Below are 13,823 nucleotides of genomic sequence, written 5' to 3' on the forward strand. Positions count from 1 at the left end.
GTCGGCGGCTTGGGCGCGGGCACGTCCTGTGCGGGACGCCGCTCGGCGGGGCGACGCGGCGGACCGTCCTGCGGGGCACCGGCCGGTCGGCCCAGCGCCGGCGCCGGACGTCCGGCACCGGGGCCGCCACTGGGCTGCTGAGCGCCGCCGGGGCCGCCGTTCGGGCCGGGACCACCCGGACCGCCGGGGCCGCCGAACGAGCCCTGAGCGCCCGGCTGGCCGGGCCCGCCGGGGCGGGAGCCGCCGGCCGGCAGCGCGGGCCGCTGGCCACCGCCCATCTGGGCGCGGGTGGACATCTGACCGAGGCGGCTGCCGCCGGCTGCCGGCGGCTGGCCCTGACCCTGCGGACGCTGGGCCGGGCCGCCCTTGGCCGCGCCGCTCTGGGTGACGTCGACCGGCAGCATGACCAGCGCGGTCGTGCCGCCGGAGTCGGACGGGCGGAGCTGGATGCGGATGCCGTGCCGCAGGGAGAGTCGACCGACCACGAACAGGCCCATGCGACGGGAGACGGAGACGTCCACCGTCGGCGGGCTGGCCAGCCGGTCGTTGATCGCGGCCAGGTCCTCGGGGGACAGACCGATGCCGGTGTCGTGGATCTCCACCAGCACCCGGCCGTCGGGCAGCGCGTGACCGGTGACCTTGACCTTCGTCTGGGGCGAGGAGAACGACGTGGCGTTCTCCAGCAGCTCGGCGAGGAGGTGCACGAGGTCGTTGACGACGCGGCCGGCGACCTCGGCGGTCGGCACTCCGCTCAGTTCGATCCGCTCGTACTGCTCCACCTCGGAGGCGGCGGCGCGGAGCACGTCCACCAGCGGCACCGGGCGCGTCCAGCGGCGGCCGGGCTCCTCGCCCGCGAGGACCAGCAGGTTCTCACCGTTACGGCGCATACGCGTCGCGAGGTGGTCGAGCTTGAACAGCGAGGCGAGCTGGTCGGGGTCGGCCTCGCGGGACTCCAGTTCGGAGATGAGCGAGAGCTGACGCTGGATGAGGCCCTGGCTGCGGCGCGAGAGGTTGGTGAACATCGCGTTGACGTTGCCTCGCAGGAGCGCCTGCTCACCTGCGAGCCGGACGGCCTCGCGGTGCACGTCGTCGAAGGCCGCGGCCACCTTTCCGATCTCGTCCCGGCTGTGCACACCGACCGACTCGACGGTGGTGTCCACGTCCTGCGGGTCGGACTCGGAGAGCTGCCTGACCAGCTCGGGCAGCCGCTTGCGGGAGACCTCCTGCGCGGTGTCCTGGAGCCGGCGCAGCGAGCGCACCATGGACCGGGCGACCACGAAGGCGCCGACGAACGAGATGCCGAGGACGAGCAGGATCATCGCGCCGTTGAGGATCACGTCGCGGCGGGCCTCGTTGCGCAGCTCGCGCGCCTGCTGGTCCATCTGGGTCAGCAGGGTCTTCTCGATCTTGCCCATCTCGTCGATCTTCGTACGGTGCTGGTCGTACCAGTCCATGTACGAACGCGACTCGGCCTTGATGCCGTCGGCGCTCTTGAAGACCCGGGTGGCGTACTCGGTCGCGGACGTGATGTTGACGATGCCGCCGTCGAGGGACTTGGTGAGCTCGGCCGAGTCGTCGCCGTAGATGACGCTGAAGCGGCTCATCGCGGCGCGCTCGTTGTCGTACGCGGTGGCGCCGAAGCGGCGGTCGTTGTCGGAGAGCTCCGGGCCGTCCGGGGCGGCCAGACCGGCGCTGATCACGGCGCGCTGGATCGAGGCGTACTCCTTGGCGGTGGAGAACGCCGCCAGGGCGCGGGTGCTCTCAATCATCTCCGGGTTGCTGGTGGCCTGGGCCATGTCCTGGGAGAGCGCGAGCAGCGACTCGATGATGCGGTTGTAGTCGCTGACGGTCTCGGCGATCGCGTCGGAGTTCTCGTACGCGCGCTCCCGGATCTCCTTGATCCGGTTGAGCTGGCGGCCGATGTCGATGACGGTGGCGCGGACGCCCGCGAGGTGCTTGTCGTCCTGGTCGGAGAGCTTGCGGGTGTTGTCGTTGAACGAGTCCTTGGCCTGATCCGTACGTTCCCTCGGACCGACAACCGTGTCGTCCTTGGCGTTTCCGTGGGCCGTCAGCGGACCCGCCGAGCGGTCGCGCTCCTCCTGGAGCGCGGCGGCCAGCTCGGTGGCCTGCTGCGTCATCTCGGTGAGCAGCTGCATGTTCTCCAGCTGCTCCGACTCGCTGACCGCGTCGGCGATACGGAACGCGCCCAGGGTCGTCGCGGCGACCACCGGAAGAGCGAGCAGGGAGACAAGACGGGTGCTGATCCGCCAGTTGCGCAGCGCGAGCCGGGAGCCCGCGCTCGCGGGCTCCTTCGGACCGGACTTTCCGCCGGTGGCGGACGCGTCCTGCTTCACACCGTCGGTGGGCTCTTCGGAGTCCCGGACGACCGGTGACGTGCCGCCCTCCTGCGCGCGCTGGGCGGCGGAGCCGCGGTCGGCCGAGCCGCGCAGCTCCGGGTCAGCCGCAGCCTTGCCATCCCTCTTGAAACGTCCCTGCACTAGCGTCGCAACCTCTGGACCAGGCGCCCCACCGGATGAGCGGCGAGGCGGTGTTGAGCCGGCGGGCCCTGAAGGACCCTCCGGCGGTCGTGAGCGACCGACGCATCTGCCAGTTCCGCCGCGCGGCGCTGCTGTGCGCCCGTCGCGCGCCGGCTGGATGTCCTGCGGCGGTCCGTGAGATTCCAGCACAGTGCCGGATCTGCAACAAGGGCCGGGAATAGAGCTGTGACATCCGTGACGCTCAGCGCGTGACCCATGACGTTTCGTGAAAGCGAATCGGTCAAATATCGGACGTTCCACACCGAACAGCGCGACAACCGCGCGGGAACGGTCACACACCGCAGCGGCCCGAACAGCCACTTATGTCCACTTAAGCACCGATTCAACACGCGGGAATCGTGACCGAATTGGCTGTTTTGACCGCGACGCGGTGAGGAAACTCACAGCGGATAAATTGTCTGTACCGACCACCGGATGGGTACATGGGCATACTCTCGTGATTTACATCGCGTACGGCCGAGACAACCGAGGGCATACACCCAGTGAAGACGACCATGACGATGAGCAGCACGGCGAACCCCCGGCGCACCACGCTGGCGGACCTGTCGGACGCCGACGAGCTGATCCCGAGTCAGCGGGAGCACGGCATCGAACTGCCCGCCGCCACGGCGAACCCCCGCCGCACGACGCTGATGGACGCGCCGACGGCACACTGACGCCGCCTCGTACGACATACGACAAGGGCGGGCGCCTCTCCGGGGAGAGGCGCCCGCCCTTGTCGTGTACGTCCTTGCCGTGTGTGCGTCGGTGGGTCAGCCCTGCCAGCTGTGCGGGGCGCGGAAGCCGGGGGTGCGCTCCAGGCGGCGCCAGCCGGCGGTGCCGCTGCGCGGCCGGGCGCTCTCGGCGTGCTGGGAGCCGGCGGCCCGGGCCAGCAGCAGAGCGGTCACGGCGGCCAGCTCCTCGTCGCTGGCGGTGCCCCTCTCCACGCGGACCAGGCTGGTGGCGTCGGTCAGGCTCATGAAGGTCTCCTCGGTCTGAGGTCCGGGCTTGTCGCCCGGGGCGGCCGGCGGGGCTGTGTTCCCACCGGCCGCGCGGGTCACTGCGGCGGGTTGCCGTGCTTGCGGGACGGCAGGTCGGCGTGCTTGCTGCGCAGCATCGCCAGCGAGCGGACGAGCACCTCGCGGGTCTCGGCCGGGTCGATGACGTCGTCCACCAGCCCGCGTTCGGCCGCGTAGTAGGGGTGCATCAGCTCGGCCTTGTACTCCTTGACCATGCGGGCCCGCATGGCCTCCGGGTCGTCGGCGGCGGCGATCTGCCGGCGGAAGATGACGTTCGCGGCGCCCTCGGCGCCCATCACCGCGATCTCGTTGGTCGGCCAGGCGTAGGTGAGGTCCGCGCCGATGGACTGGCTGTCCATGACGATGTAGGCGCCGCCGTAGGCCTTGCGCAGCACGACGGAGATGCGGGGCACGGTGGCGTTGCAGTAGGCGTAGAGGAGCTTCGCGCCGTGCCGGATGATGCCGCCGTGTTCCTGGTCGACACCCGGCAGGAAGCCCGGCACGTCCAGCAGCGTCAGGATCGGGATGTTGAAGGCGTCGCACATCTGGACGAAACGCGCGGCCTTCTCCGAGGCGTGGATGTCCAGGACGCCGGCGAGGGACTGCGGCTGGTTGGCCACGATGCCGACCACCTGGCCGTCCAGCCGGGCGAGCGCGCAGACGATGTTCGTCGCCCAGCGCTCGTGGACCTCCAGGTACTCGCCGTCGTCGACGATCTCCTCGATGACCTTGTGCATGTCGTACGGGCGGTTGCCGTCGGCCGGTACGAGGTCGAGCAGCGCGTCGCCGCGCCGGTCGGCGGGGTCCGCGGACTCCACCACGGGCGGGTTCTCCCGGTTGTTCTGCGGGAGCATCGACAGCAGGAAGCGGACTTCCTCCAGACACGACTCCTCGTCGTCGTACGCGAAGTGCGCCACACCCGAGGTACCCGCGTGCACGTCCGCGCCGCCCAGGCCGTTCTGGCTGATCTGCTCGCCCGTCACCGCCTGCACCACGTCAGGACCGGTGATGAACATCTGCGAGGTGTCCCGCACCATGAACACGAAATCCGTCAACGCCGGCGAATACGCCGCGCCACCCGCACACGGGCCGAGCATCACCGAGATCTGCGGAATCACACCCGAGGCGCGGGTGTTCCGCTGGAAGATGCCGCCGTAACCGGCCAGCGCGGACACACCCTCCTGGATACGCGCACCCGCACCGTCGTTCAACGACACCAGCGGAGCACCCGCCGCAATGGCCATGTCCATGATCTTGTGGATCTTCTGCGCATGCGCCTCACCCAACGCGCCACCGAAGATCCGGAAATCATGCGCGTAGACGAACACCGTCCGCCCGTGCACCGTCCCCCAACCCGTCACCACACCATCGGTGTACGGCCTCTTCGCCTCCAAACCGAAACCCGTCGCCCGATGCCGACGCAACGTCTCCACCTCGTTGAACGAACCCTCGTCCAACAGCAGAGCAATACGCTCACGCGCGGTCAGCTTGCCCTTCGCGTGCTGCGCCTCGGTCGCGCGCTCGCTGGGACCCTGGTGGGCTTGCGCACGGATCGCGTGCAGCTCGGCCGTACGGCCTCGCGCGTCGGTGGCCACGGCTGAGGTCTGGGGCGCTTCGGTCATGTATAGACCCTACGAAACGCGAGTCGCCGAGTACCTCGTTGGATTCGTACAGTCTCCACCGGCGATTCATGGTCGTGCTGGACAGAACCACCACACAATGTGGGGGTCGAGGCACCGGTTCCCTGCACTAATGGGCTCTGTACCTGTGGAGTTCCCACAGTCGTCGCCGTTCCGTCACTCGCCGGACCCCGGTGCCGCCGTTGGTGGACGGCCGGACGCCGGTTGTGGAAGCCGTCCCACCGTATCGTCCGTCCGTCGCCTCCGGCGGCACCGGCGGCACCGCCCGGGGTGCGCGGGTCACTCGGAGGGTGCCACTCCGGCGCGCAGCAGTCCGTAGGTGTACGCGTCGTCCAGCGCCTGCCAGGAGGCGGCGATGACGTTGTCCGCGACACCGACGGTCGACCACTCCGTGGTGCCGTCGGAGGTGGAGATCAGCACCCGGGTGGTGGACTGGGTGCCGTGCCGGCCCTCCAGGATCCGGACCTTGTAGTCGACCAGCTCCATCCGGGCGAGTTGGGGGTACACGCCCTCCAGCGCCACCCGCAGCGCGCGGTCCAGCGCGTTCACCGGGCCGTTGCCCTCGCCGGTCGCCACGACCCGCTCGCCCTTGGCCCACACCCGGACGGTCGCCTCGTTGGCGTGGCTGCCGTCGGGGCGGTCCTCCACGATCGCCCGCCAGGACTCCACCCGGAAGAAGCGCGGCGCCCCGGCGGCCGCGCCGGCCTCGCCGCCGGTGGGCGCCGTCCGGCCGCGGTGCACCTCGTCGCGCAGCAGCAACTCGAACGAGGCGTCGGCCGCCTCGTAGGTGTAGCCGCGCAGCTCCTGCTCCTTGACCCGGTCGACGATGCGACCGACCAGCTCCCGGTCGCCCGCCAGGTCGTAGCCCAGCTCCTTGCCCTTGAGTTCGACGGAGGCGCGGCCGGCCATGTCGGAGACCAGCATCCGCATCGAGTTGCCCACCAGCTCGGGGTCGATGTGCTGGTACAGGTCCGGGTCGACCTTGATCGCGGAGGCGTGCAGACCACCCTTGTGGGCGAACGCGGAGAGCCCCACGTACGGCTGGTGGGTGGCGGGCGTGAGGTTGACGACCTCGGCGATGGCGTGGGAGATCCGGGTCATCTCCGGCAGCGCCCGCGGCGGCACGACCGTGCGTCCGTACTTGAGCTGGAGGGCGGCGACGACGGGGAAGAGATTGGCGTTGCCGACCCGCTCGCCGTAGCCGTTCGCGGTGCACTGCACATGGGTGGCGCCGGCGTCGACGGCGGCGAGGGTGTTCGCGATCGCGCAGCCGGTGTCGTCCTGGGCGTGCACGCCGAGCCTGGCGCCGGTGTCGTTCAGGACGGTCCGGACCACGGCGTGCACCTGGGCCGGCAGCATGCCGCCGTTGGTGTCGCACAGGACCACCACGTCCGCGCCGGCCTCGTGCGCCGTGCGCACGACCTGCTTGGCGTAGTCGGGGTTGTCCTGGTAGCCGTCGAAGAAGTGCTCGCAGTCCACGAACACCCGCCGGCCGCGCTCGCGCAGGTAGACGACGGAGTCGCGGATCATGGCCAGGTTCTCCTCCAGCGTGGTGCGCAGCGCCAGCTCGACGTGCCGGTCGTGCGATTTCGCCACGATGGTGACCACCGGGGCGCCGGAGTCGGCGAGTGCGACGAGCTGGCGGTCGTCGGCCGCCCGTACCCCCGCCTTGCGGGTGGCACCGAACGCCACGAGCTGGGCGTGGCGGAACTCGATCTCGCTCTGGGCGCGCTCGAAGAACTCGGTGTCCCGCGGGTTCGCGCCGGGCCAGCCGCCCTCGATGAAGCCCACGCCGAACTCGTCCAGGTGCCGGGCGATGGTCAGCTTGTCGGAGACGGTGAGGTTGATTCCCTCACGCTGGGCGCCGTCGCGCAGCGTGGTGTCGAAGACGTGGAAGGAGTCGTCGGGGACGGCCGTGGTCATGCTGCTGGTCTCCTAGGAGATAACGAGTGGGTCCGGAAGACGTGGCTCCACTTGTCCCCATCATCGCGCGCGGCGCCGACCGGCCGGGGTGGGGGCCGGAAAACAAAACGACCCCTCGCGGGTGCGAGAGGTCTGCGCGCGGGTCTGGGACACGGTGTCCGTCGCCGCATGGGGTCTGACTGCGGTCAACGATCACTGAGGACCGGCGCGCTGTCGCCGATAATCATGACGGTCGAAAGCACGCGGCGATTCTTGCACACCGCCGCCGAGCGACCGCGGACCGTCTCACATTCCGGATCAGCGGGTGCCGAAAGTGACGTTCCGGGCGGCGTCACCGGCGTTCGAACACCGCTCGGGCCGCCCGCGGTGGACGCGGGCGGCCCGAGCGGGAGAGCGGGTTCAGCCCAGCCGGTGCATCCAGCCGTGGACGTCCTCGGCCTGGCCCGACTGGATGGCGAGCATCTTCTCGCGCAGCCGCATGGTGATCTCACCGGGCTGGCCGTCGCCGACGGTCCAGTTCGCGCCGTTGGACTTCACCGAACCGACCGGGGTGATGACGGCGGCGGTGCCGCAGGCGAAGACCTCGGTGATCGAGCCGTCCGCGTTGCCCTCGCGCCACTCCTCGGTGGAGATCCGCACCTCACCGGTCCGGTAGCCGAGGTCGGAGGCGATGGACAGCAGCGACTCGCGGGTGATGCCGGGCAGCAGCGTGCCGGTCAGCTCGGGTGTGACGACCTTCGCGTCGGCACCGCTGCCGTACACGAAGTACAGGTTCATGCCGCCCATCTCCTCGACCCAGCGGTGCTCGATGGCGTCGAGCCACACGACCTGGTCGCAGCCGTGTGCGGCGGCCTGCGCCTGCGCCATCAGGGAGGCGGCGTAGTTGCCCGCGCACTTGGCCTCGCCGGTGCCGCCGGGAGCCGCCCGGACGTACTCCTCGGACAGCCAGACCGACAGCGGCTTGACGCCACCGGGGAAGTACGGCCCGGCCGGCGAGGCGATCACCATGAACAGGTACTCGTTCGCGGGCCGCACACCGAGTCCGACCTCGGCGGCGAACATGAACGGGCGCAGGTACAGCGACTCCTCACCGACGCCGGGCACCCACTCCTTGTCCTGGTTCACCAGCAGGTCGCAGGCCTCGACAAAAGTCTCGACGGGCAGCTCCGGCATCGCCAGCCGGCGGGCGGACCGCTGGAAGCGGCGGGCGTTGGCGTCCGGGCGGAACACCGCGACCGAGCCGTCCGGCTGCCGGTACGCCTTCAGCCCCTCGAAGATGGACTGCGCGTAGTGCAGCGTCATGTTCGCCGGGTCGATCTCCAGCGGCGCGTAGGGCGTGAGCTGGGCGTCGTGCCAGCCCTTGGCCTCGGTCCACCGGATGGTGACCATGTGGTCGGTGAATCGGCGGCCGAAGCCGGGGTTCGCCAGCACCGCCTCGCGTTCGGCGGCCGGCAGCGGGTTCGCCGAGGGCGTGAGGTCGAATTCGATACGAGGCGTCGTCATGGGCGCGTCCTTCACTTCCGTTGCCTGGTGGACCGCTCACGTACGTCGACGTCCGGCTGGCTCCTTCTCGCGCGGCCCCAGGTTCGATTATCGCGCGTGGGAGTCCGCGTCAAGGAGACGGGTCGGGAAGGTGACGCCGCGGCGGTCGGTCCGGTGAGGTGATCGATCGTCGCGCGCCCGGCCGCACAACGCGACGCGGCGGCCGGGAGCTGGTGCCCGGCCGCCGCGTCGCGTGCGGAATGCCGGTGTCAGTTCGCCACGCGTACCGCGAGCGCGTCGCCGATCTCGTCGGTCGTCCGCGCGGGCGCGCCGGCCCGCTCCGCGAGGTCGGCGGTGACCGCCTCCTCGATACGGGCCGCCTCGGCGCGGTGGCCGAGGTGGTCGAGCAGAAGCGCCACGGAGAGGATGGTCGCCGTGGGGTCGGCCTTGCCGGTCCCGGCGATGTCCGGGGCGGAGCCGTGCACCGGCTCGAACATCGAGGGGAAGGCGCCCGAGGGGTTGATGTTGCCCGAGGCGGCCAGGCCGATGCCGCCGGTGATCGCGGCGGCGAGGTCGGTGAGGATGTCACCGAACAGGTTGTCGGTGACGATCACGTCGAACCGGGCCGGGTCGTTGACCAGGAAGATCGTCGCGGCGTCGACGTGCAGGTAGTCGGTGGTGACCTGGGGGTACTCCTCGCCCACCCGGTCGAAGATGTTCTTCCACAGGTGGCCGGCGTACACCAGGACGTTGTTCTTGTGGACCAGCGTGAGCTTCTTGCGCGGACGGGCTGCGGCCCGCTCGTAGGCGTCGCGGACGACCCGCTCGACGCCGTGCGCGGTGTTCAGGCTGACCTCGGTGGCGACCTCGGCGGGCGTGCCGGTGCGCAGGCTGCCGCCGTTGCCGACGTAGGGGCCCTCGGTGCCCTCCCGGACGACGACGAAGTCGATCTCCGGGTCACCGGCGAGCGGGCTCGCGGTGTTGGGGAAGAGCTTGGAGGGCCGCAGGTTCACGTAGTGGTCGAACGCGAAGCGGAGCTTGAGCAGCAGGCCCCTCTCCAGCACGCCGGACGGCACCGACGGGTCGCCGATCGCGCCGAGCAGGATCGCGTCGTGCGAGCGCAGCGCCTCCAGCTCCGCGTCGGGCAGGGTCTCCCCGGTGGCGTGCCAGCGGCGCGCTCCGAGGTCGTACTCCTTGGTCTCCAGCTTCACGTCCTGCGGGAGGACCGCGCTGAGGACCTTCAGCCCCTGGGCCACGACCTCACGGCCGATACCGTCACCGGGGATCACTGCGAGATTGATGCTGCGCGCCATGCGGCGACCCTACTCCTCGTCCCAGTTCATGACATGACGTCGTCCATGATGCGGACAGGGCGCCGCCGGGAGGCGCGTGTCCGCGCAGTCCGCGCCCCCCTGCGTCGAGCTGCACGAGGGGTGGGCGCGGACCGGGCGACGGTCAGTGTCCGGTGGCGCCGCCGTTGTCCCGGCGGTCCAGGGCGCGCTGCAGGGCGGCTGCGGCGTTCTTTCGGTCGGTCTCGCCGGAACGGGAGGCGTGACGGGCGCGGCGGTGGGCGGTGGCGTCCATGGGAGGGCTCCTTCAGCAGTAGACCCCGAGAGAGAGACGGATTCATACGGCCGGAAAAGGGGGCGGGGGTCGCGGCGCGGCAGGGGTCACCTGCGGCAGAGCACCGCTCCACATCCGCCAACCGCTCGATGGAGCGACTGGTTCGGCTACTACCAAGGTAGAAGCGATCGGCTGTGATGTCTCGCCAAATAGTTGGCCTTCCTACTATGTGAGACGAAGGGGAGGCGGCGAGCCGGTCCACACCCTGCGGGGTACACCCTTCGAGGTACCCGGCGCCGGAAGATCAGCCCTGGTCAGGACGCGGACGAGCGGGACTGACCGGCATCGTGGACGCATGCTCAAGATCCTCGGCTATGTGATCCTCATCCAGGGTGTGCTCGGCTTCGGCGGGCTGGTACTGCGGGACCGGGCGATGGGCTTCGTCCACACCTTCGCCGACGTGCCGCCGGCCGGCTACCTCGCGCTCACGCTCGTCGGCGGGCTCCTGGCGTTCTGGCCCGCCCGCACGGGCGAACGCTGAACCCGGCCCGCCTCCGTCAGCCGGTCGGGCGGTCCCCTGTACCCGGCCCGGGCACACCACCGGGAGCCGGCCCTTCGAGGAGCGCCGGCAACTCGTCCAGGCCGCGCACGCGCGGTACGCCGCCGGGAGCGCGCGCGCCCTCCCGGTCCAGCCAGACGGCGGCCAGTCCGGCGGCGTGCGCCGCCTCGGCGTCGGTCGCCAGGTCGTTCCCGACGTACAGCACCTCCCCCGGCGCCAGGCCCAGGCAGCGGCAGGCCGTGCGGAACGCCTCCGGGTCCGGTTTGGCGCGGCCGAGCGCGTCGGCGCCCAGCACCACCTCGAACCTGTCCCGGATGCCGAGCCTCCGCAGTCTGCGGTCCTGGGCGGTGGTCGCCGCGTTGGAGAGCACGGCGTGCCGGTAGCGGCCGCCGAGCGCGTCCAGTACCGGCGGCACGTCGTCGAAGAGCGCCCAGGCCGCCTCGTACCGGGCCACGTAGGCGTCGAACCAGCGGTCGGCCTCGGCGTCCCCGAGCGGCCCGGCGAAGGCCCTGGCCCGGGCTCTGCGGTGACCGGCGTAGTCGACCTCGCCGGCCGAGAGTGCCGCGAGCTGCGCGTCGGCCACCTCCTGCCAGCGCCGCCAGGCGGCCTCGGCGGAGACGTATCCGGACAGCAGGCCCGTCGCGGCGAGATGGCCGAGCACGGCGGCGCGGTCGGCGCCGGTGTGGTCGAACAGTGTGTCGTCCACGTCCCACAGCACCGCACGGACCGTCAGGCCTCGCACCGACACCACGGCAGCCTCCTCGTCGATCGTGGGAAACCCCGGAGCGGCGGCGCCAAAAGGGCGTGCCGCCGGCCTCCGCCCTGTGATCGTATGTCCGGCTGTGAGAGAAACCGAGAACTTCGTGGACCGGCCGCCCTTCGCCGACGGGCTGGGCCGGGTCGTCACCCTCGCCGAGGTGGACGACGACAACTGGCGCGCCGTCGCCGACGTGGCACCGCACGACGACCAGCGGGAGTTCGTCGCCGCGTTGGCCGCCCGCTATCTGCTGCTGTCCGCGCGCGGCGGGCTGTGGAACTCGCTGGCCGTTCTCGCCGACGGCGGGGTCGTCGGCCACGTCATGTGGGCGCACGACGCCGAGGGCGGCGCGTACTGGATCGGCGGGATGGTGGTGGACGCCGCCGAGCAGGGTCGGGGAACCGGCCGCGCGGCGGTGCGGGCGCTGCTCGCGCGCCTCGCCTCCCGGCCCGACTGCCGTGAGGTCCGGCTGTCCTACCACCCGCGGAACCGGGCGGCGGCCCGGCTGTACGAGTCGCTGGGCTTCACGCCGACCGGCGAGCGGGAGGACGAGGAGCTGGTCGTGGCGCTCGCGGTGTGACACGGCCGGAGACGGTCGGGCCCGCCGGACGCGAGGGGAGTCGCGGCCGGCGGGCCCGGTGAGCCGGGTGGGGGCTCACGTCGCGGGGGACCGGAAGGGTCAGCCCATGTGCGGGTAGCGGTAGTCCGTCGGCGCGACCATCGTCTCCTTGATGGCCCGCGGCGACATCCAGCGCAGCAGGTTGAACTTCGAGCCGGCCTTGTCGTTGGTGCCCGAGGCCCGGGCGCCGCCGAACGGCTGCTGGCCCACGATGGAGCCGGTCGGCCGGTCGTTGACGTAGAAGTTGCCGGCGGCGAAGCGCAGCTTCTCGGAGACCTCGGCGACGACGGCCCGGTCCTTGGCGAGCACCGCACCGGTGAGGGCGTAGGCGGAGACGGACTCCATCTGGTCGACGACCTGGTCGAAGTCGCCGTCCTCGTAGACGTGGACTGCGATGATCGGGCCGAAGTACTCCGTCCGGAAGACCTCGTTCTCCGGGTCGGAGCAGACGATGACGGTCGGGCGCACGAAGTAGCCGACCGAGTCGTCGTAGCCGCCGCCGGCGACGATCTCGCAGGTCGGGTCCTCCTTGGCCCGGTCGATGGCCGCCTTGTTCTTGGCGAAGGCCCGGTCGTCGATCACCGCGCCGACGAAGTTCGACAGGTCGGTGACGTCGCCCATGGTCAGGCCCTCGGTCTCGGCGACCAGGTCGTCTCGCAGGCCGCCGTCCCACAGGGAGCGCGGGACGTAGGCGCGGGAGGCGGCCGAGCACTTCTGGCCCTGGTACTCGAAGGCGCCGCGGGTGATGGCGGTCTTGAGGATGGCCGGGTCGGCGGTCGGGTGGGCGACGATGAAGTCCTTGCCGCCCGTCTCGCCGACGATGCGCGGGTAGGAGCGGTAGCCGGCGATGTTGTTGCCGACCTGCTGCCACAGGTACTGGAAGGTGGCGGTCGAGCCGGTGAAGTGCACGCCGGCCAGCTCCGGGTGCGGCAGAGCGACCTCGGAGACCTCCTTGCCGTCGCCGGTCACCAGGTTGATGACGCCCTTGGGCAGGCCGGCCTCCTCCAGCAGCTCCATGAGCAGCACGGCGGAGTGGGTCTGCGTCGGGGACGGCTTCCAGACGACGACGTTGCCCATCAGCGCAGGCGCGGTCGGCAGGTTGCCGGCGATCGCGGTGAAGTTGAACGGCGTGATCGCGTAGACGAAGCCCTCCAGCGGGCGGTGGTCCAAGCGGTTCCACACGCCGTTCGGCTGGATGGGCGGCTGCTCGGCGAGCAGTTCGCGCGCGAAGTGCACGTTGAAGCGCCAGAAGTCGACCAGCTCGCAGGGCGCGTCGATCTCGGCCTGCTGGGCGGTCTTGGACTGGCCGAGCATCGTGGAGGCGGCGATGGTCTCGCGCCACGGGCCGGACAGCAGCTCGGCGGCCTTGAGGATGATCGCCGCGCGGTCGTCGAAGGACGTGGCGCGCCAGGCGGGCGCCGCCGCCAGGGCGGCGTCGATGGCGTCCTGGGCGTCCTGCCGGGTGGCGTGCGCGGAGGTGCCGAGCACGGCGCGGTGGTTGTGCGGCTGGACGACGTCGAAACGCTCGCCGCCGGCCATCCGCTTCTCCCCGTTGATGGTCATGGGGAGGTCGATCGGGTTGTCGGCGAGTTCCTTGAGCTTGCGCTCCAGCCGGGCCCGCTCGGGGCTGCCCGGCGCGTAGGAGTGCACGGGCTCGTTGTACGGGGCGGGGACGTGGGTTACGGCGTCCATGGTGGCCTGTTCTCCTTAGGGGTGGTGGAGGG

At 71.0% G+C, this 13,823-nt stretch carries 12 protein-coding genes; 3 read left to right on the plus strand and 9 right to left on the minus strand.

Translation table 11 applies throughout. The annotated features are described in order from the left end of the window. On the minus strand, positions 1-2,498 hold a 2,498-nt coding region (locus tag FNX44_RS14890), incomplete at its 3' end, for a sensor histidine kinase (protein ID WP_143648724.1). 560 nt (positions 2,499-3,058) lie between these two features. On the opposite strand from FNX44_RS14890, the gene FNX44_RS28035 reads away from it, so the two are divergent. Beyond that, positions 3,059-3,214 carry a hypothetical protein gene (locus FNX44_RS28035; RefSeq protein WP_173019198.1) on the plus strand — a complete coding sequence of 52 codons (156 nt, stop codon included), beginning with the start codon at positions 3,059-3,061 and terminating at the stop codon, positions 3,212-3,214. Between the two features lie 96 nt (positions 3,215-3,310). Here FNX44_RS28035 and FNX44_RS14895 read toward each other — a convergent pair whose 3' ends face one another. The 6 genes from FNX44_RS14895 to FNX44_RS29525 form a co-directional block, all read right to left on the minus strand. After that, positions 3,311-3,517 carry an acyl-CoA carboxylase epsilon subunit gene (locus FNX44_RS14895; RefSeq protein ID WP_143648725.1) on the minus strand — a complete coding sequence of 69 codons (207 nt, stop codon included), beginning with the start codon at positions 3,515-3,517 and terminating at the stop codon, positions 3,311-3,313. Between the two features lie 77 nt (positions 3,518-3,594). Further along, positions 3,595-5,178, minus strand: a complete 1,584-nt coding sequence (locus FNX44_RS14900) for an acyl-CoA carboxylase subunit beta (RefSeq protein WP_143648726.1) — start codon at positions 5,176-5,178, stop codon at positions 3,595-3,597. Between the two features lie 297 nt (positions 5,179-5,475). Further along, the gene (gene cimA / locus FNX44_RS14905; RefSeq protein WP_143648727.1) at positions 5,476-7,119 is read right to left on the minus strand and encodes a citramalate synthase; all 1,644 of its coding nucleotides are present in this window, start codon (positions 7,117-7,119) and stop codon (positions 5,476-5,478) included. 399 nt (positions 7,120-7,518) lie between these two features. Continuing rightward, positions 7,519-8,622 (minus strand): branched-chain amino acid aminotransferase, encoded by a 1,104-nt coding sequence (locus tag FNX44_RS14910; RefSeq protein WP_143648728.1) that lies wholly within the window; start codon positions 8,620-8,622, stop codon positions 7,519-7,521. 248 nt (positions 8,623-8,870) lie between these two features. Beyond that, positions 8,871-9,914 (minus strand): 3-isopropylmalate dehydrogenase, encoded by a 1,044-nt coding sequence (locus tag FNX44_RS14915; protein ID WP_143648729.1) that lies wholly within the window; start codon positions 9,912-9,914, stop codon positions 8,871-8,873. A gap of 142 nt (positions 9,915-10,056) precedes the next feature. Next, positions 10,057-10,185, minus strand: coding sequence for a hypothetical protein (locus FNX44_RS29525; RefSeq protein ID WP_143648730.1), 129 nt, complete (start codon positions 10,183-10,185; stop codon positions 10,057-10,059). A gap of 334 nt (positions 10,186-10,519) precedes the next feature. Here FNX44_RS29525 and FNX44_RS14925 point away from each other — a divergent pair, with 334 nt between their 5' ends. Beyond that, positions 10,520-10,705: a hypothetical protein gene (locus FNX44_RS14925; RefSeq protein WP_143648731.1), complete on the plus strand. Its 186-nt coding sequence runs from the start codon at positions 10,520-10,522 to the stop codon at positions 10,703-10,705. Positions 10,706-10,721: 16 nt separating this feature from the next. On the opposite strand, the gene FNX44_RS14930 is transcribed toward FNX44_RS14925, so the two are convergent. Next, a complete protein-coding gene (locus FNX44_RS14930; RefSeq protein WP_323369358.1) occupies positions 10,722-11,474 on the minus strand; it encodes an HAD family hydrolase in 753 nt (250 codons plus the stop codon). 91 nt (positions 11,475-11,565) lie between these two features. On the opposite strand from FNX44_RS14930, the gene FNX44_RS14935 reads away from it, so the two are divergent. Beyond that, complete coding sequence (locus FNX44_RS14935; protein ID WP_323369359.1) at positions 11,566-12,060, plus strand: GNAT family N-acetyltransferase; 495 nt, start codon at positions 11,566-11,568, stop codon at positions 12,058-12,060. 99 nt (positions 12,061-12,159) lie between these two features. Here the strand turns inward: FNX44_RS14935 and pruA are convergent, their stop codons facing one another. Continuing rightward, the gene (pruA, locus tag FNX44_RS14940; protein ID WP_143648732.1) at positions 12,160-13,791 is read right to left on the minus strand and encodes an L-glutamate gamma-semialdehyde dehydrogenase; all 1,632 of its coding nucleotides are present in this window, start codon (positions 13,789-13,791) and stop codon (positions 12,160-12,162) included. Positions 13,792-13,823: the final 32 nt, after the last annotated feature.

The sequence above is a fragment of the Streptomyces alkaliterrae genome (assembly GCF_007097205.2).
In the GTDB taxonomy this organism is placed as follows: domain Bacteria; phylum Actinomycetota; class Actinomycetes; order Streptomycetales; family Streptomycetaceae; genus Streptomyces; species Streptomyces alkaliterrae.